Origin of the sequence: Nocardioides sp. Root190, assembly GCF_001428565.1 — a bacterium.
Lineage (GTDB): Bacteria > Actinomycetota > Actinomycetes > Propionibacteriales > Nocardioidaceae > Nocardioides.
Genome location: NZ_LMIA01000009.1, coordinates 1 through 15,846, shown reverse-complemented (window position 1 = coordinate 15,846; position 15,846 = coordinate 1). Strand labels below are relative to the sequence as shown.

Here is a 15,846-nt window from a genome sequence, read left to right as displayed (position 1 = left end):
CCCGGTCCCCGATGGTCATCTCCGGTCGCGTTCCACTGCTGCTCCTGCTGGGGCTCGCAGCGGTGGTGCTGCGCCCGCAACCGGGCACGGTGCTGCTCTGGCTGCTCGGCGTCGTCCTGGTCATCGGCGCCGACCTGCTGCTGACCCCGCGTCCGGCCACCCTGCGGACCAGCCGTCGCGAGCCGGGCACGGTCCGCCTCGGTGACCCCGCGACCGCGAGCCTGCTCGTCGCCAACGAGGGCACCCGCGGCGTCCGGGTCCAGGTCCGCGACGCATGGCAGCCCTCGGCAGGTGCCACCGCCAACCGGCACCGGCTCCGGCTCCCCGCCGGGGAGCAGCGCCGCCTGACGACTCCCCTGCTCCCCCGTCGACGCGGCGACCTGCACGCCGCCGGCGTGACGGTCCGCTCGTGGGGACCGCTCGGACTGGCCGGCCTCCAGCGGACGTACGACGTCCCGGGCACCGTGCGCGCGCTGCCACCGTTCGAGTCCCGCAAGCACCTGCCCTCCCGGCTGGCGAGGCTGCGCGACCTCGACGGCCGCGCGGCGGTCCGGGTCCGCGGGCAGGGCACCGAGTTCGACTCACTGCGGGAGTACGTCCGCGGCGACGACGTCCGCTCCATCGACTGGCGCGCGTCGGCCCGCACCGCGCACGTGGTGGTGCGCACCTGGCAGCCCGAGCGCGACCGCCGGGTGGTGATCGTCCTCGACACCTCCCGCACCTCGGCCGGCCGGGTGGCCCGCGCCGTCGGTGAGGACGCGGCCGACGGCATGCCGCGCCTCGACGCCGCCATGGACGCCGCCCTGCTGCTCGGGGCGCTCGCGTCGCGCGCCGGGGACCGCATCGACTTCCTCGCCGGCGACCGCCGGGTCCGGGCCCGCCAGCGGGTCCACGGCGTGCGCGACGTCGCCGCCCGCCTGCAGGAGCAGATGGCCGACCTCGACCCCGTGCTCGTCGAGGCGGACTGGGACGCCCTGGCCGGCGCGGTCCAGGGGCTGGGCCGCCAGCGAGCCCTCGTCGTCCTGCTGACGGCGCTCGAGCCGTCCGCGATCGCCGACGGACTGCTCCCGGTCCTGCCGACCCTGACCCGGCACCACCGGGTGGTGCTCGCCTCGGTGCGCGACCCCGAGCTGGGCCGCCTCAGCGACCTCGGTTCGGTGGCACGACCCACCGCCGATGACGTGTACGACGCCGCAGCGGCCCAGCACGAGCTGGAGCGCCGTTCGCGGATGCGCGAGGTGCTGGCCGGCCTGGGTGTCGACGTCGTCGACGCCGATGCGGCCCAGCTGCCGCCGGCCCTGGCCGACCACTACCTGCACCTGAAGGCGCAGGGACTGCTGTAGACCCTCAGGCCTGGGTCGCGACCCGGTCCTCGAGGAGCTCGGCGCCGATGTCGCCGGTCGCGCCGCGGGCCACCGCGGCCCGGCCGAGCACGAACACGTAGGCCAGGAAGGCGACCTCGGCCAGGATGCCGATGGCGATGCGCGCCCAGGTGGGCAGGGGTGAGGGCGTCACGAACGCCTCGACGATGCCGCTGATCAGCAGCACCACGCCGAGGCCGAGGGCGACGGTGACCGCTGTGCGGCCGGCCCGTGCGAGTGCTGCGGCGCGACTGAGCTGACCTGGTTCGATCCACGACCAGAACATGCGGAGGCCGACGCCGCCGGCGACGAAGACGCAGGTGAGCTCGAGCAGGCCGTGCGGGATGATCAGGCCCCAGAACAGCTCGCCGCGGTCGTGGCGCACCATGATCGAGCCGACGATCGCGAGGTTGGCGACGTTCTGGAAAAGCAGCCAGATCACCGGCGCACCGAGGATCCCGAGCGCGATGCAGAGCGCCGAGACCCACGTGTTGTTGAGCCACACGCGGGTGGCGAAGGCACCGGCGGCGTTCTCGCTGTAGTAGCTCTCGAAGTCGTTGTTGACCAGCTGGTCGATCTCCTGCGGCGAGACCATGTTCTGCTCGACCTCGGGGTGGCGCGCGAGCCAGATCATCATGATCGCGATCGCGACGACGTTGCCCGCCAGGCAGCCGAGCCACCAGTACCGCATCCGGTAGAGCGCGGCCGGGAACCGGTCGGTGAAGAAGTGCAGCACCCCGCGCCAGCTGGGGACCCGGGCGGTGAGCATCGCGATCCGGGCCCGGCCCAGCAGCGAGGAGAGGTAGGCGACCAGCTCGCCGTCGGGCGCCGAGGTCCGCACCACGGACAGGTGGGTCGCGACCTGCTGGTAGCGGTCGACCAGCTCGTCGGACTCCGCGCCGCTGCGCCGCCGCTGGCGCACGAGCTGCTCGAGGCGCGCCCACGAGTAGGAATGGGCGGCCACGTAGGCATCGAGGTCGAGGCGCGGCACGCCGTCAGGGTACGGGACCACCGTAGGCTGCTCCCGATGTCCCAGCCCGTGCGTCCTTCCGACTTCGCGACCGTCACCTCCGATGACCTCGTCACCGGGGAGGGGGTCGCGCTCGACCTGCCCGCCGCCTCGCTCGGACTGCGGCTGGCCAGCGGCATCCTGGACGTCCTGGTCACGATCATCTCGTTCGTGGTGCTCTACATCGTCCTGGCGATCGCCACGATCCCCTTCGGCGACGAGGCACTGTTCCTCGCCGCGACCGTGCTCGCCTCGATCCTGACCTTCCTCGCCATCCCGGCGACGGTCGAGACGCTGAGCCGCGGACGCTCGGTCGGCAAGATCGCGCTGGGCCTGCGCACCGTGCGCGACGACGGCGGGCCGATCAGCTTCCACCACGCACTGGTACGGGCCCTGATCGGCTTCGTCGAGATCTACGCCCTCAGCGGTGCGCCCGCCTTCTTCTCGATCATGCTGAGCTCGCGGGGCAAGCGACTGGGCGACTACGCCGCAGGAACCTACGTCGTGCGCGACCGTGTCCCGCTGCGACTCCCGATGCCGCCGACCATGCCTCCCCAGCTGCACGCCTGGGCACGGCGTACGGACCTCGCGGCGCTGCCGACCGGGACTGCGCTCGCCGTACGCCAGTTCCTCGGTCGGCTCCCCACCCTCGACCCGGTGTCGCGCGAGCGGGTCGGCCAGGCCCTGCTCGCGGACGTGCTCCCGCACGTCGCGCCGCCGCCTCCGGCAGGGGCACCGCCGGAGCTCGTCCTCGCTGCGATCGTCGCCGAACGCCGGGAACGCGACCTGGCCCGGCTGCGTCGCGACGACGCCCTGAGAAACCGTCTGCTCGCACGAGGGTGAGGTTGCCGAGCGCTGGGTAGGTTGGCGCCATGACCGCCACCGTGCGCCGCGCGCCCGCCGACTCCGACGGCCCCCTGACGGCCGATGAACTCGAGCGGGCGACGGACTCGATCAGCCGGATCTCCGAGGCCTTCTCGAGCCGCGTGGTCGGCCAGCACCGCGTCCGCACCGCTCTCCTGGTGACGTTGCTCGCCGAGGGGCACGTGCTCCTCGAGAGCGTGCCCGGCCTGGCCAAGACGCTCGCGTCCGCGACACTGGCGCAGGCGATCGACGCCCGGTTCGCGCGGATCCAGTGCACGCCCGACCTGCTGCCCAGCGACATCATCGGCACCCAGGTCTACGACCCCCGCAACCACGAGTTCGAGACCCAGCTCGGTCCGGTGCATGCGAACTTCGTGCTCCTCGACGAGATCAACCGCGCGAGCGCCAAGACGCAGTCCGCGCTGCTGGAGGCGATGCAGGAGCGGCAGACCTCGATCGCCGGGACGATCCACCCGTTGCCCGACCCCTTCATGGTGCTCGCGACGCAGAACCCGATCGAGGAGGAGGGCACCTACGTCCTCCCGCACGCGCAGATGGACCGCTTCCTGCTCAAGGAGATCGTCGACTACCCCGGCGAGGACGACGAGCTGATGGTGCTCGAGCGGATCGACGACGGCACGCTCGGCCAGCACATGACCGGCATCGACGCCGTCGCGAGCACCGCCGAGGTCGCCGAGCTCCAGGACCTGGTCCGACGTGTGTACGTCGACCCGGCGATCCGCCGTTACGTCGTCTCCCTCGTGCGGGCCACCCGCAACGTCGGCGAGGTCCTCGGCCCCGAGCTGGGCAACTACGTCGAGATCGGCGCGAGCCCCCGTGGCTCGATCGCCTTCTTCCAGGCCGCGCGAGCGATGGCCGTGGTCCAGGGCCGTCACTACGTCATCCCCGAGGACGTCCGCGAGCTGCGGCACAGCGTCCTGCGCCACCGGATCCACCTCAGCTTCGAGGCGCTGGCCGACCGGGTGCGCCCGGAGACGGTGATCGACGCCGTGTTCCGGGCGGTCCCGACGCCATGACCCACCCCGCGCGGACGGCCCACCTGGCGAGGATCAAGTCGCGCCTGTCGATCCACGCCCACCGCAAGGTCCGCGGCCTCCTGGAGGGCGACTACGCCGCGATCCACGTGGGGCGCGGCATCGACTTCAACGACCTGCGGGAGTACGTCCGCGGTGACGACGTGAAGGACATCGACTGGAAGGCGTCCGCGCGCAGCCGCCAGGTCCTGGTCCGTCGTTACGTCGCAGAGCGCAAGCACACCGTGCAGCTGTGCATCTCCACCGGGCGGAGCATGGCGGCGATGAACGACGCGTCGGTCTCCAAGCGGGACCTCGCCGTCTTCGTGGCCGGCGTGATGGGACTGCTGGCCGTGCAGCACGGCGACCTGGTCAGCCTCGTCCACGGCGACGCCGAGCGCCACCACGCCACTCCGGCGAAGGGTGGCGAGGTCCACCTCGAGCGGCTGCTGATGGCCGCCCACGAGGCCATCACCCCTGAGGGGCCTGCCGCGGACCTCGCCGGACTGCTGCGCCACGTCGTGCGCACGGTCCGCCGCCGCACCATCCTGGTGGTCATCTCCGACGAGACGTCGATCTCCGCCGCGAGCGCCGACCTGCTGCGTCGCCTCACCGTCCAGCACGAGGTCCTCTTCCTGACCATCGGCGACATCGACCCCACCCAGCCCGCCGTCGCCGACCGGCGCCTGGTCGACGTCGACACGAGCGCCGAGGTGCCCGGCTGGTTGCGCCACGACAAGGCCCTGCGCCGCGAGCTCGCCGTCCTGGTCGGCGAGGAGGTGCAGCAGCTGCAGCGTCGCCTCGACCAGCTCGGCGTGGTGCACGAGCGGGTCCGCGACACCGACTCCGCGATCACTGCCGTCCACCGGCTGTTGGAGAGGCACCGGCATGCGCGGCGCCGCTGATGCCGAGGGCCTCGATGGCGAGGTCCCCGGCATGCCGGAGGAGTTCACCGGGCCCGTCGCCTACGACGACCGGTGGCTGTGGATCGCCGTCGCGCTGCTCGTCCTGGTCGTCCTCTACTACCTGGCCTCGTGGTGGTTCACCCGGCCGCGCCGGGTCCGGATCGTCGCAGGACCCCCGGTCGACGTACCGGACGCGCGTGCGGAGCACCTCGCCCGGATCGACGAGCTCGTCGCCCGGGTGCAGGACGGCCGGACGAGCGCACGCGGCGGCCACCAGCAGCTGAGCGAGATCGTCCGGTCCTGGGTCGCCACCGTCACCACGCTCCCGGCCCGCACCATGGCGCTGGCCGACTTCCGTGACCGGGCGCCGCAGGAGCTCGTCGAGGCGATCGAGCTGATGTACCCGCCCGAGTTCGCGCCCGACGTCGACGCGGCGCCGACCTTCGAGGACGCGGTGCAGCGCGCGCGGAGGCTGGTGGGCTCGTGGACCTGACCTGGAACGGTGGGGAGACCGGGTTCCGGTGGCCGTGGCTGCTGCCGGTCCTGGTGCTCGCCGTCATCGCCCTCCTCGTGTGGTGGGCCCGGTCCCCCGGACGACGTACGACCGCCGGGGCGTCGTACGTCGCCCACGCGGCACGCCTGCGGGCCCTGCCCCGCTACCAGGCACTCGTGCGGCGCCAGGTGGCGATCGGTGCCTGCCTGTCGGCCGCGGCGCTCGTGGCCTGCGCCGGCGCGATCGTGCTCGCCGGCCGGGTCGAGGAACGCCAGACGATGGAGCAGAACGACCGCACCCGCGACATCGTGCTGTGCCTGGACGCGTCCGGGTCGATGGCCGAGGTCGACGCGCAGGTGCTCTCCGAGTTCCGCCGGATCGTCACCGGGCTGCAGGGCGAGCGGGTGGGCCTGACCATCTGGAGCGGTGTCGCGATCACGGTGTTCCCGCTGACCGACGACTACGACTTCGTCCTCGACCAGCTCAGCGAGGCCGAGACCGCCTTCGGTGCGGGCGGCATCTACAGCGACGCCTACGCGCACTTCACGGCCGGCACCGTCATCGACTGGGAGGTCCAGTCGCAGCTCGGCGACGGACTCGCGTCGTGCGTGCAGCGCTTCGACCGACGCGACGAGGACCGCAGCCGGGCGATCGTGCTCGCCTCGGACAACGAGCCGATCGGCGAGGGCATCTTCGACCTGTCGGCGGCGGCAGACTTCGCCAGCGACGAGGACGTCGTGGTGCACGGCATCGCGGCCCCGATGACCGCCGACCGGCCGAGCGCCGCGCGGGAGTTCGAGGACGCCGTGCAGCAGACCGGAGGCACCTTCTCGCTCCTCGGCGAGGACGGCAGTGCGGCGACCGTCATCGAGGCCATCGGCGAGCTGGAGGCCAAGGAGATCGACCGGCCGCCGCTGGTCCAGGTCCTCGACCGGCCCCGGCTCGGCACGATCGTGACCGGCATCGGCCTCGGCGCCATGTCCCTGATCTGGGCCGGCCAGGGTGTGCTGGCACTCCGGGATCGCCGAGAGGAGGACTCGCCATGAGCCCGACGCGGTCCTGGACCCTCCTCGTCGCACGCCGGATCGGCATCGCTGTCGCGTTCGTCATCGTGCTCCTGCGACCGGGCATCGGCCAGGCCGACGTCGCGACCCAGCTCGCCGACGTCGACGTCCTCGTCGTGCTCGACCGCACCCGATCGATGGCCGCCCTGGACCACGACGGCCGCCAGCCCCGGATCACCGGCGTGCAGGCCGACCTCGACGAGCTCTCCGCGGAGCTGCCCGGCGCCCGGTTCGCGCTGCTGACCTTCGGCGCGGAGGCCCGGCTGACGCTGCCGTTCACCACCGACGTCGCCGCCTTCGGCACCGCGGTGGAGACCATCGACCTCGAACGGCCCAACGAGGGCGATGGCTCGAGCGCGACCCGCGCTGTCACCGAAGCAGTCGCGGTCCTGGAACGCGCCGCGGAGCAACGTCCCGAGCGGCGCCGGATCATCGTCGTCGTGGGTGACGGCGAGGACACCACCTCCGCCGACGGCGACCAGTCCTTCTCCGAGGTCGCCGACCTCGTCGTCGGTGGGGCGGTCCTGGGCTACGGCACCACCGAGGGCGCCTCGATGCCCGCCTCGGACGACCTCGACGACGACCTCGGCTACGTCGAGGACCCCGACACCGGCGGCACCGCCGTCTCCCGCGCCGACCCCGACAACCTCGAGGAGATCGCCGACCAGCTCGACGTCCGGTTCCTGCAGCGGAGCGCCCCGGGCGGGATCGACGAGGTCGTCGACTCCTTCGGCACGTCGTACGTCGACGGCGAGCGCGGCGCAGGCCGTCCCGCGGCGCACGAGCTGACCTGGTTGTTCGGGCTGGTCCTGCTCGGCCTGGTCCTGCTGGAGCTGCGGGCCGGGTGGCGCGCCCTGTGGCGCTCGCAGGACGCGCTCCTGCCTGCCGGCGCCCGGAGCGGGGAGGACGAGTCATGAGCATCCGACCCCGGTCCCGCAGCCGGCTCCGACTGGTCCTGATGGTGGCGGGCGTGCTGCCGGCGCTGCTCGTGCTCGCGTTCGGCCTCAAGGTGACGCTGCTCCTGCAGGACAACGCGTCCGGCCGTGATGCCTTCGAACGCGGCGACTACGACGGCGCTGCCGCCGACTTCTTCGACACCCGTTCCCTCAACCTGTTCGAGCGGTGGATCGCGCCGTTCGACGAGGGCGCCGCGCACCACGCGGAGGGCTTGTACGACGAGGCGATCGCTTCCTACGAGGACTCCCTGGACGTCGTACCCGACCGGGAGGAGTGCACGGTCCGGATCAACCTGTCGCTGGTCCACGAGGCGATCGGCGACGAACGCCAGGAGCGTCAGGACGCCGAGGGTGCGATCGAGTCCTGGCAGGCCGGGATCGACGTGCTGGCGGCGGGCGAGTGCCCGACCGATGCCGGCCGGGGCCAGGCGCAGTCCGAGGACGCAGGCGCGGTCGACGAGCGGCTGCGCTCGAAGATCGAGCAGAGCGAGCAGCAGCAACCGCAGGAGCAACCCCAGGAGCAGCCGCAGGACCCGGGTGAGCAGGACGAGGGCGAGCAGGACCCGCGCCGCGAGCGGCTCGAGCGCAACAACGAGCGGGGCGAGGAGCGACGCGGCGGGGAGCAGGACCTCTACGAGGACCAGGACTACACCCGCCCCGACTCCTGGTGAGGCCCGTCAGCGCCGATGGTCAGCGCCGAAGTCGACGCACCACCTTCACGACGCCGAGCAGCGCGACCAGCGCGATCGCGGCCTTCTTGCCATAGCTCTTGAGCAGCACGGGCAGGACCGCTGAGCCGAGGTCCAGTGCGTCGTCGGCCTGGGCGGCGGGCGACGCGACCGGCGCCGGGCGGGGCGCCGCGGCCGGTGCCGCGGCCGACTCGCCCGGCTCGGTCGGTGTGGTCTCGACCGGGTCCGCCGGCGCGTCCGCGACGGGTGCGGTGTCCGCGGCGAGGCGCTGCTCGAGGCAGGTGACGAACTGTCCGAGCAGCTTGTCGGACACGTCCTGCATCACGCCGCGCCCGAACTGGGCCGGCTTGCCGGTGATGGCCAGGTCGGTGACCACCTCGACGAGCGTCGCGTCGCCGGCCGATCCCATGGAGACGGTGACCTTGGCGCCGGCGGTGCCGTTGCCCCGCTTGTCCCGGCCCTTCGCGTCCACGACGAACCGGTGCGCAGCCTCGTCGCGTTCGACGAAGCTGCCCGCCCCGGCGTAGACCAGGGCGATCGGCCCGAGCTTGACCTTGCAGGTGCCCTCGAACGTCGGCGCCCCCTCCGCGTCCTCCCCCACGGCCGTCACCTGGGCCCCCGGGAAGCACTCAGCGAGTGCGCCGATGTCCTGGAAGTGGGCCCAGGTGTCGTCCAGCGAGGTCGGCACCGAGAAGGTGTGGGTCAGGTCCACGCTCAGCCCCTGCCCGCTGCTGCCAGGACCGCGCGCCGGGTGAAGACGGTCGCGACGTGACGGCGGTACTCCGCGGTGCCGTTGAGGTCGGTGGGCGGGTTGGTCCCCTCGACGACCAGCGCGGCTGCGGCGGCCACCCCCTCCTCGGTGGCCGGCTGGCCCACCAGTGCCTGCTCCGCGGCGCTCGCGCGCAGCGGGGTCGAGCCCATGTTGGTCAGCCCGATCCGGGCCTCGGCGATGGTGTCGCCCTCCATCCGCAGGGTCGCCGCCACCGCCACGATCGGCCACTGGTGGGCGATCCGGACGAACTTCTCGTACGACGCCACCCACCCGTCGTGCTTGGGCACCCGCACCTCGACCAGGATCTCGTCGTCGGAGATCGCCGTCTCGAAGAGGTCGACGAAGAAGTCGCCGGCGGCGACCTCACGGGTGCCGCCCGGTCCCTGGACCACGAAGGTCGAGCCGAGTGCCAGCGCTGGTGCCCCCAGATCGCCACCGGGGTCGGCGTGGGCCAGGGACCCGCCGAAGGTGCCGCGGTGCCGCACCTGGGCGTCGGCGAGATGGGTGATCGCCTTGGAGACGAGCAGGGCGTGCTCGTGGACGAGTGGGTCCTGACCGACGTCGTGGTGGGTGGTCATGGCGCCGATGACCAGGTGGTCACCGCCGTCACGCACACCACGCAGGCTCTCGATCCGACCGAGGTCGATCACCCACTCGGGGGCGTTGAGACGCATCCGGAGCACCGGCAGCAGGCTCTGCCCGCCGGCGATGATCTTGGCCTCGTCACCGTGCTCGGCGAGGGCGGCCAGTGCCTCCTCGACGGTGGTCGGGGCGACGTACTCGAAGGCTGCGGGAATCACTGGACATCTCCTTCCGCGGAGTCGAAGTGGGGCATCGCTGCCTCCGGTGTCTCGCCACCCGAGGAGCCGTCGTTGATGGCCCGCCAGACCCGTTCCGGTGTGCAGGGCATGGTGATGTCGTTGACGCCGAGGTGGCGGACCGCGTCGACCACGGCATTGACGACGGCCGGGGTGGAGGCGATGGTGCCGGCCTCCCCGACGCCCTTGGTGCCCAGCGAGTTGGTGGTGGCGGGTGAGGTGGTGTGGTCGATCTCGAAGCTGATCGTGTCGGCGGCCGTGGGCAGCAGGTAGTCGACGAACGACCCACTCACCAAGGTGCCGTTCTCGTCGTACACCGCCTCCTCCCACAGCGCCTGCGCGATGCCCTGGACGAGTCCGCCGTGCACCTGCCCGGCGACGATCAGCGGATTGATGACGACCCCGATGTCGTCGCAGCAGACGTACTTGCGCAGCTTGATCTGACCAGTCTCGGTGTCGACCTCCACCGCGCACAGGTGCGTGCCGTGGGGGTAGTTGAAGTTCACCGGGTCGTAGGTCGCCTCGGAGTCGATCGACGGCTCCACCCCGTCGGGCAGGTTGTGGGCGGCGAAGACGGCGGTGGCGATCTCGGTGATCGCCATCGCGGCGTCGGTCCCCTTGACGGAGAACTGGCCGTGCTTGAACTCGAGGTCGTCGGCGGAGGCCTCGAGCAGGTGGGCCGCGATCGGCCGGGCCTTCTCGATGACCTTGTCCACGGCCCGCACCAGGGCCTCACCGCCGACGACCAGGCTGCGGGACCCGTAGGTGTCCAGGCCCTTGTGGGAGATCTGGGTGTCGCCGTGCAGCACCTCGACGTCCTCGAACGGGACGCCGAGCCGGTCCGCGACGATCTGGCTGAAGGCCGTCTCGTGACCCTGCCCGTGGGCGGAGGCACCGGTGATGACCTCCACCTTGCCGGTCGCGAGCATCCGCACCTCGGCGTGCTCCCAGCCGCCGGCCCCGTAGTTGAGCGAGCCGAGCACCCGCGAGGGCGCGAGGCCGCACATCTCGGTGAACGTCGAGACACCGAGCCCGAGCTGCACCCGGTCACCGGCCGCCCGCCGCTCGGCCTGCTCGGCCCGGAGCGCGTCGTACCCGAACATCTCCTTGGCCCGCGCGGTCGCGGCCTCGTAGTTGCCGGAGTCGTACTCCAGACCGGCCACCGTGGTGAAGGGGAACTCCTCGTGGGTGATCCAGTTCTTCTCCCGGATCTCCAGCGGGTCCACCCCGACCTCGGCCGCGAGCTCGTCCATCAACCGCTCGATGGCGTAGGTCGCCTCGGGTCGGCCGGCGCCTCGGTAGGCGTCGGTCCAGGTCTTGTTGGTGAGCACGTTGGTGGTCTGGAACTGGTACGCCGGGAACTTGTAGATCGCGTTGAACATGAAGGCCCCGAGCACCGGGACGCCCCCGCCGACGATGGCGACGTAGGCGCCGAGGTCGGCGAGCAGGTCGACCTTGAGACCGGTCACCCGGCCGTCGCTGGTGGCGGCGAGGGTGAGTCGCTGCCACTGGTCGCGGCCGTGGTGCGCGGTCAGCAGCGACTCGCTCCGGGTCTCGGTGAACTTCACCGGCTTGCCGAGCCGGCGGGCGACCGCGAACGCGATCATCTCCTCCGGCGTCTGCTGGAGCTTGCCGCCGAAGCCGCCACCCACGTCGGGGGCGATCACCCGGATCTTGGACTCCGGCACCCCCGTCGTGGCCGCCAGCGCGAACCGCAGGATGTGCGGGATCTGGGTGGCCGACCACACGGTGATCTGTTCACCGGTCGGGTCGACCACGACGCTGCGCGGCTCCATGAACGCCGGGATCAACCGCTGCTGGCGGTACTCCCGCTCGATCAGGATGCCGCCGGCACGGGCCTCGGTGATCGCGGCCTCGACGTCGCCGCCGGTGCCGGCCTCGGCCGAGTCGAAGCGCCACACGGCGCTGACGTTGGTGCCCAGGTCGGGGTGCGCGATCACGCCGCCGTTCTCGTGCGCGGCGGCGGCCTCCTTCAGGTCCAGGGCTGCGGGCAGCTCCTCGTAGTCGACCTCGACGAGCTCGGCCGCATCACGCGCCTCCGCGGCACTGCGGGCGACCACCACCGCGACCGTCTCGCCGGCGAAGGCGACCCGGTCCGTCGGCATCGGCAGGTGCGCTGGCGTGACCTGGTCGGTGGTCACCGGCCAGGCATTGATGCAGGCGCCCTGGCCCTCGCCGAGGTCAGCGCCGGTCAGGACCGCCACGACATTGGTGCTGGCCTTGGCCGCACTCGTCTCGATGCCGGTGATCCGGGCGTGGGCATAGGGGCTGCGCACCATCGCGAGGTGCAGCATCCCCGGGAGCGTGATGTTGTCGGTCCAGCGGGTCCGGCCGGTGATCAGCCGCTGGTCCTCCTTGCGCCGGCGATCGCGGCCGATCTCAGCCTGCCGGGTGGGTTCCTGGGTCGCGGTCATGCGGATGCACCTGCCTCGGAGGACGTCTCCGTCGTCGTACCAGCGGCGTGCTGAACTGCCCGCACGATGTTGTGGTAGCCCGTGCAGCGGCAGAGGTTGCCCTCGAGGCCGAGCCGGATCGCCTCCTCGGACGGGCTGGGGTTCTCGGCCAGCAGGTCGACGGTCTGCATGATCATCCCGGGCGTGCAGAAGCCGCACTGGAGGCCGTGGCACTCACGGAAGGACTCCTGCACCGGGTGCAGGGTGCCGTCCTCGGCAGCCAGCCCCTCGATCGTGGTGACCTCCGCGCCGTCGACCTGGACGGCCAGGACGTTGCAGGACTTCACGCTGCGACCGTTGAGGTGGACCGTGCAGGCACCACAGTTGCTGGTGTCGCAACCGATGACCGTTCCGGTCTTGCCGAGCTGCTCTCGCAGGTACTGGACGAGCAGTGTGCGGGGTTCGACGTCGTCAGCAACCTGCTGACCATCGACGGTGAGGTTGATCCGGGCCATGACTCTCCCTTGAGCGCTGGAACCTGTGACCTGGCTCACGCTAGGGAGGGAAGGTTGGTCGACGGTTGCGGCCACGGCGCGGCCCGATCCCGCCTACGGTTCACCATCATGGAGTGGTCTCGGTGCGTGGTGCACCCGTTGCTCGTCGGCGCAGCAGCACTGCTCACCGGTTGCGGTGACCAGGAGGCGCCGTCCTCGTCGCCGTCCTCGGCTGCGCCCGCTGCGATGGGAGAGGAACAGGTCGTCGCCGACGGGCTCGTGATCAGTGTGTCCATGGAATCCATCGGCGGTGACGGCGAGCGAGCATGGCTGAACGTGATGGTCAATCACGACAACCGCACCGACGCGGAGTTGCCGCTCGATGCACCAGAACTGCGCTGCGCGCAGGCAGGCGAACCCGGACGGGCGCTCTCCACCGATGACGCGGTCGAGGGCTCCGGAGGCCGAAGCGTCGAGATCCTGTTCCCCCTCGATGCCGACGGCACAGAACTCAGACACTGTCAGTCGCCGGCGTACGTCGAGATCGGCACGGCTCGCTGGGAGCTCGGCCCCGATGAGCTGTCCTACGTCAATGCCGAGCTTGCCCGCGATCCCGGACGCGCCTACAGCTGGGTGGCCACCGACGGCCGCTACTCGTCGGGCTATCAGGTGGTGTTCGTCCCCGGCCTGACCACGGACGAAGCGGTGCGCATCCTCGATCCGGCGCGCGGAGCACCCTCGGAGGACGACTTCGACCGCGTGGTCGTGGCCGAGCATGAGGACGGTGTTGTCCTGTTCACCTACGGGTACCTGCCTGACCTCCATGTTCGTGCGTTGAGCCGGAACGGTCTCGCGGCGTCGTACGGCAACACCGTGAATGGCGACGACCATGTCCTCGTCGCCCGCGACGGGAAGATCGTGCGCAGCTTCGATCCGTTCCTGGCCTACGACCACCTGCCGTCGCGAGCGCTGCCCGAGGAGATGGGACTGGATCTGGAGGAGGACACCGGCCCCGCGTCATGGACGTTGCTGGAGCGACTGACGGACATGCACGTCACGCAGGAGTGGCTCGAGTCGGCGCATCCGGCGTACTTGATGAAGGACTGAGAGCGACTGATGACTCGGCTGCGCTTCCGGCCGTTCGGCCCGTTCGGCTCCTTCGCCGAGATCATGGTCGGGATCTGGTTGCTCCGGACGTTCACCGCCGAGGACCCCGGCGAGCCCGGCGCAGCGACGATCACCGTCTGGGCCCTGGGAGGGCTGGTCATCGCGACCGGGGTCGTCGGCCTGGTCGTCCACCTACGACGCTGGGTGGTCCGCTCGACCTGATCGCGACCTGGCCACCGTCAGGCGAGTGTCCGCACGTGCGGCACGATCATCCGCCGCTGACCTGTCCACTCATCGAGCTCGCCCTCGACGTGCTCCACCGGGAGGACAGCCAGCCACCACCCCTCGGCGTCGGCAACCACGACCGACTGCTCACCGAACCACTCGACCTCAACTCGTCCCCCTGCGCGAGTTCGTCCGATGACCCAGCAGACTTCCCCGCCCCAGCCGTGGTGCGGCGGCCCGTCCGCAAAGGGAAGGTCGACGTCATCCTGGCCTCCCCAGTGCTTCCAACGCCCGGCCTCCCACTTGTGCACGCCGAGCTCGACCTCGCGCCCGTCACCGTTCATGTCGTCGAGCACCGCGGCGTACTCGCCGTCGACCAGCACGGCGAGCACCCGGCCGTAGGTGGGAATGGTCGACACCCAGAGCGGCGCGAGCTGATCACTGGTGGCCATGAACTCATCATCGACGGATGACACGGCCGCTGCACGCCCTTTACCCCGTCCGTGCAGGTCGACGGACGGGGTTCGGGGTGGTGGAGTCAGGAGCCGGGCCCGAGCTCGGATGACCGGGGTGGGTCGAGGGCTCTGGTGCCGCCGGGTCCGACGAGGAAGAGCCTGCCGTGGGGGCTGGTCCAGAGGAAGTGCCCGGGTGTGAGGCTCAGGTAGCGCCACTCGCTGAAGGTCTTGGCGCGGTGNGCGTGCCTGTCCCCCGCCGATGGTGCTCACTCGGCGGGGTGCAGCGGTTGTCAGGGCTCGCGTGATCGGGGTGGGTCGAGTGCTCTGGTGCCGCCGGGTCCGACGAGGAAGAGCCTGCCGTGGGGGCTGGTCCAGAGGAAGTGCCCGGGTGTGAGGCTCAGGTAGCGCCACTCGCTGAAGGTCTTGGCGCGGTGATGTCGTCTGCAGAGCGGGTGGAGATTGCACGGACACGTCGGTCCGCCCTCGGCATGTGGGATCTCGTGGTCGATGTCGCACTTCACTGCGGGGGTGGTGCAGTTGGGGAAGCTGCACGTGTGACGCCGTGAGCGGACCCGGTGCTTGTGCCGGTCGGGGATCTCGTAGGAGTCCACCGGGATGCAGTCCGCCAGGTTGATCACCGGGCGGACGACGATCGAGGTGGTCTCCCGTGAGCGGAGCCACTGCTTGATCTGTGCGGTGGTGACGGGCTTGTCGCCCCACCTGCCGACCGGGTTCTCACCTCGCAGCGTGCCGTCGGTGATGTGGAGGTCCATCACGACCTTGCGACCGGCGGAGCGGACGGTGACCTCACCGGTGTCCTCGTCGGTGGTCANATCACGACCTTGCGACCGGCGGAGCGGACGGTGACCTCACCGGTGTCCTCGTCGGTGGTCAGCAGGTCCAGGGCCAGGTCACGACGCGCGATCGCACCGACTGCTTGCGCTCGTCGGGCGTCGAGGGAGCCCTCATCACCGAGCCGGCCCCGTACTTCTGCTTCGCGTGCGACAGCAGCGTTGAAGTCGTGACCGTCGGCAACGTCGACCACGGCGGTGATGAGCGCGTTGCCGTGCTCGTCAACGTCGGAGACTTCGCAGAACCGGTGCTCCTGGGCTTTCTTGTGCTCGGCCTCGGCTCGTTCGGGGTCGAACCGGATGATCGCTTCGGTGATGAGTCGGTCGAGCTGCGC

16 protein-coding genes are annotated in these 15,846 nt (G+C 71.2%); 10 read left to right on the top strand and 6 right to left on the bottom strand.

What is annotated here, in order from left to right:
• Positions 1 to 11: 11 nt before the first annotated feature.
• Positions 12 to 1,343: a DUF58 domain-containing protein gene (locus tag ASE01_RS09750; RefSeq protein WP_056750289.1), complete on the top strand. Its 1,332-nt coding sequence runs from the start codon at positions 12 to 14 to the stop codon at positions 1,341 to 1,343.
• 4 nt (positions 1,344 to 1,347) lie between these two features.
• Here the strand turns inward: ASE01_RS09750 and ASE01_RS09745 are convergent, their stop codons facing one another.
• Complete coding sequence (locus ASE01_RS09745; protein WP_056752076.1) at positions 1,348 to 2,352, bottom strand: stage II sporulation protein M; 1,005 nt, start codon at positions 2,350 to 2,352, stop codon at positions 1,348 to 1,350.
• A 36-nt stretch (positions 2,353 to 2,388) separates the two neighbouring features.
• Here ASE01_RS09745 and ASE01_RS09740 point away from each other — a divergent pair, with 36 nt between their 5' ends.
• The 7 genes from ASE01_RS09740 to ASE01_RS09710 are packed head-to-tail and all read left to right on the top strand — an operon-like array spanning position 2,389 to position 8,357.
• Positions 2,389 to 3,213 carry an RDD family protein gene (locus ASE01_RS09740; protein ID WP_056752073.1) on the top strand — a complete coding sequence of 275 codons (825 nt, stop codon included), beginning with the start codon at positions 2,389 to 2,391 and terminating at the stop codon, positions 3,211 to 3,213.
• A gap of 29 nt (positions 3,214 to 3,242) precedes the next feature.
• Positions 3,243 to 4,271 carry an AAA family ATPase gene (locus ASE01_RS09735; RefSeq protein WP_056750286.1) on the top strand — a complete coding sequence of 343 codons (1,029 nt, stop codon included), beginning with the start codon at positions 3,243 to 3,245 and terminating at the stop codon, positions 4,269 to 4,271.
• Positions 4,268 to 5,173 (top strand): DUF58 domain-containing protein, encoded by a 906-nt coding sequence (locus ASE01_RS09730; RefSeq protein WP_082605972.1) that lies wholly within the window; start codon positions 4,268 to 4,270, stop codon positions 5,171 to 5,173. The genes ASE01_RS09735 and ASE01_RS09730 overlap by 4 nt, the downstream gene beginning before the upstream one ends.
• Positions 5,157 to 5,666: a hypothetical protein gene (locus ASE01_RS09725; RefSeq protein WP_056750283.1), complete on the top strand. Its 510-nt coding sequence runs from the start codon at positions 5,157 to 5,159 to the stop codon at positions 5,664 to 5,666. Before ASE01_RS09730 ends, ASE01_RS09725 begins: the two co-directional genes overlap by 17 nt.
• Positions 5,657 to 6,712: a VWA domain-containing protein gene (locus tag ASE01_RS09720; RefSeq protein ID WP_056750281.1), complete on the top strand. Its 1,056-nt coding sequence runs from the start codon at positions 5,657 to 5,659 to the stop codon at positions 6,710 to 6,712. Before ASE01_RS09725 ends, ASE01_RS09720 begins: the two co-directional genes overlap by 10 nt.
• Positions 6,709 to 7,647: a vWA domain-containing protein gene (locus ASE01_RS09715; RefSeq protein ID WP_056750278.1), complete on the top strand. Its 939-nt coding sequence runs from the start codon at positions 6,709 to 6,711 to the stop codon at positions 7,645 to 7,647. The genes ASE01_RS09720 and ASE01_RS09715 overlap by 4 nt, the downstream gene beginning before the upstream one ends.
• A complete protein-coding gene (locus ASE01_RS09710) occupies positions 7,644 to 8,357 on the top strand; it encodes a hypothetical protein (RefSeq protein WP_056750277.1) in 714 nt (237 codons plus the stop codon). Before ASE01_RS09715 ends, ASE01_RS09710 begins: the two co-directional genes overlap by 4 nt.
• Positions 8,358 to 8,376: 19 nt before the next feature.
• On the opposite strand, the gene ASE01_RS09705 is transcribed toward ASE01_RS09710, so the two are convergent.
• From ASE01_RS09705 to ASE01_RS09690, 4 genes are read right to left on the bottom strand one after another with little or no spacing between them, the layout of a single operon-like run.
• Positions 8,377 to 9,087 carry an SRPBCC family protein gene (locus ASE01_RS09705; RefSeq protein ID WP_056750275.1) on the bottom strand — a complete coding sequence of 237 codons (711 nt, stop codon included), beginning with the start codon at positions 9,085 to 9,087 and terminating at the stop codon, positions 8,377 to 8,379.
• Between the two features lie 2 nt (positions 9,088 to 9,089).
• Complete coding sequence (locus ASE01_RS09700) at positions 9,090 to 9,947, bottom strand: FAD binding domain-containing protein (RefSeq protein ID WP_056750272.1); 858 nt, start codon at positions 9,945 to 9,947, stop codon at positions 9,090 to 9,092.
• Positions 9,944 to 12,400, bottom strand: coding sequence for a xanthine dehydrogenase family protein molybdopterin-binding subunit (locus tag ASE01_RS09695; RefSeq protein ID WP_056750270.1), 2,457 nt, complete (start codon positions 12,398 to 12,400; stop codon positions 9,944 to 9,946). The genes ASE01_RS09700 and ASE01_RS09695 overlap by 4 nt, the downstream gene beginning before the upstream one ends.
• Positions 12,397 to 12,894 (bottom strand): (2Fe-2S)-binding protein, encoded by a 498-nt coding sequence (locus tag ASE01_RS09690; protein ID WP_056750267.1) that lies wholly within the window; start codon positions 12,892 to 12,894, stop codon positions 12,397 to 12,399. Before ASE01_RS09690 ends, ASE01_RS09695 begins: the two co-directional genes overlap by 4 nt.
• Positions 12,895 to 13,032: 138 nt before the next feature.
• Between ASE01_RS09690 and ASE01_RS09685 the strand changes: the two genes are divergently transcribed.
• Positions 13,033 to 13,980 (top strand): DUF6461 domain-containing protein, encoded by a 948-nt coding sequence (locus ASE01_RS09685; RefSeq protein WP_157537241.1) that lies wholly within the window; start codon positions 13,033 to 13,035, stop codon positions 13,978 to 13,980.
• A gap of 9 nt (positions 13,981 to 13,989) precedes the next feature.
• Positions 13,990 to 14,202 (top strand): hypothetical protein, encoded by a 213-nt coding sequence (locus ASE01_RS09680; protein ID WP_056750259.1) that lies wholly within the window; start codon positions 13,990 to 13,992, stop codon positions 14,200 to 14,202.
• A 17-nt stretch (positions 14,203 to 14,219) separates the two neighbouring features.
• Here ASE01_RS09680 and ASE01_RS09675 read toward each other — a convergent pair whose 3' ends face one another.
• Complete coding sequence (locus ASE01_RS09675) at positions 14,220 to 14,657, bottom strand: hypothetical protein (protein ID WP_056750254.1); 438 nt, start codon at positions 14,655 to 14,657, stop codon at positions 14,220 to 14,222.
• Between the last annotated feature and the right edge of the window lie 1,189 nt (positions 14,658 to 15,846).

Bases quoted from the DNA above. Each gene is read 5' to 3' on its own strand.
- ASE01_RS09750 (WP_056750289.1), top strand. From the start codon at position 12: ATGGTCATCTCCGGTCGCGTTCCACTGCTGCTCCTGCTGGGGCTCGCA.
- ASE01_RS09740 (WP_056752073.1), top strand. From the start codon at position 2,389: ATGTCCCAGCCCGTGCGTCCTTCCGACTTCGCGACCGTCACCTCCGAT.
- ASE01_RS09735 (WP_056750286.1), top strand. From the start codon at position 3,243: ATGACCGCCACCGTGCGCCGCGCGCCCGCCGACTCCGACGGCCCCCTG.
- ASE01_RS09730 (WP_082605972.1), top strand. From the start codon at position 4,268: ATGACCCACCCCGCGCGGACGGCCCACCTGGCGAGGATCAAGTCGCGC.
- ASE01_RS09725 (WP_056750283.1), top strand. From the start codon at position 5,157: ATGCGCGGCGCCGCTGATGCCGAGGGCCTCGATGGCGAGGTCCCCGGC.
- ASE01_RS09715 (WP_056750278.1), top strand. From the start codon at position 6,709: ATGAGCCCGACGCGGTCCTGGACCCTCCTCGTCGCACGCCGGATCGGC.
- ASE01_RS09710 (WP_056750277.1), top strand. From the start codon at position 7,644: ATGAGCATCCGACCCCGGTCCCGCAGCCGGCTCCGACTGGTCCTGATG.
- ASE01_RS09695 (WP_056750270.1), bottom strand. From the start codon at position 12,400: ATGACCGCGACCCAGGAACCCACCCGGCAGGCTGAGATCGGCCGCGAT.
- ASE01_RS09690 (WP_056750267.1), bottom strand. From the start codon at position 12,894: ATGGCCCGGATCAACCTCACCGTCGATGGTCAGCAGGTTGCTGACGAC.
- ASE01_RS09680 (WP_056750259.1), top strand. From the start codon at position 13,990: ATGACTCGGCTGCGCTTCCGGCCGTTCGGCCCGTTCGGCTCCTTCGCC.
- ASE01_RS09675 (WP_056750254.1), bottom strand. From the start codon at position 14,657: ATGGCCACCAGTGATCAGCTCGCGCCGCTCTGGGTGTCGACCATTCCC.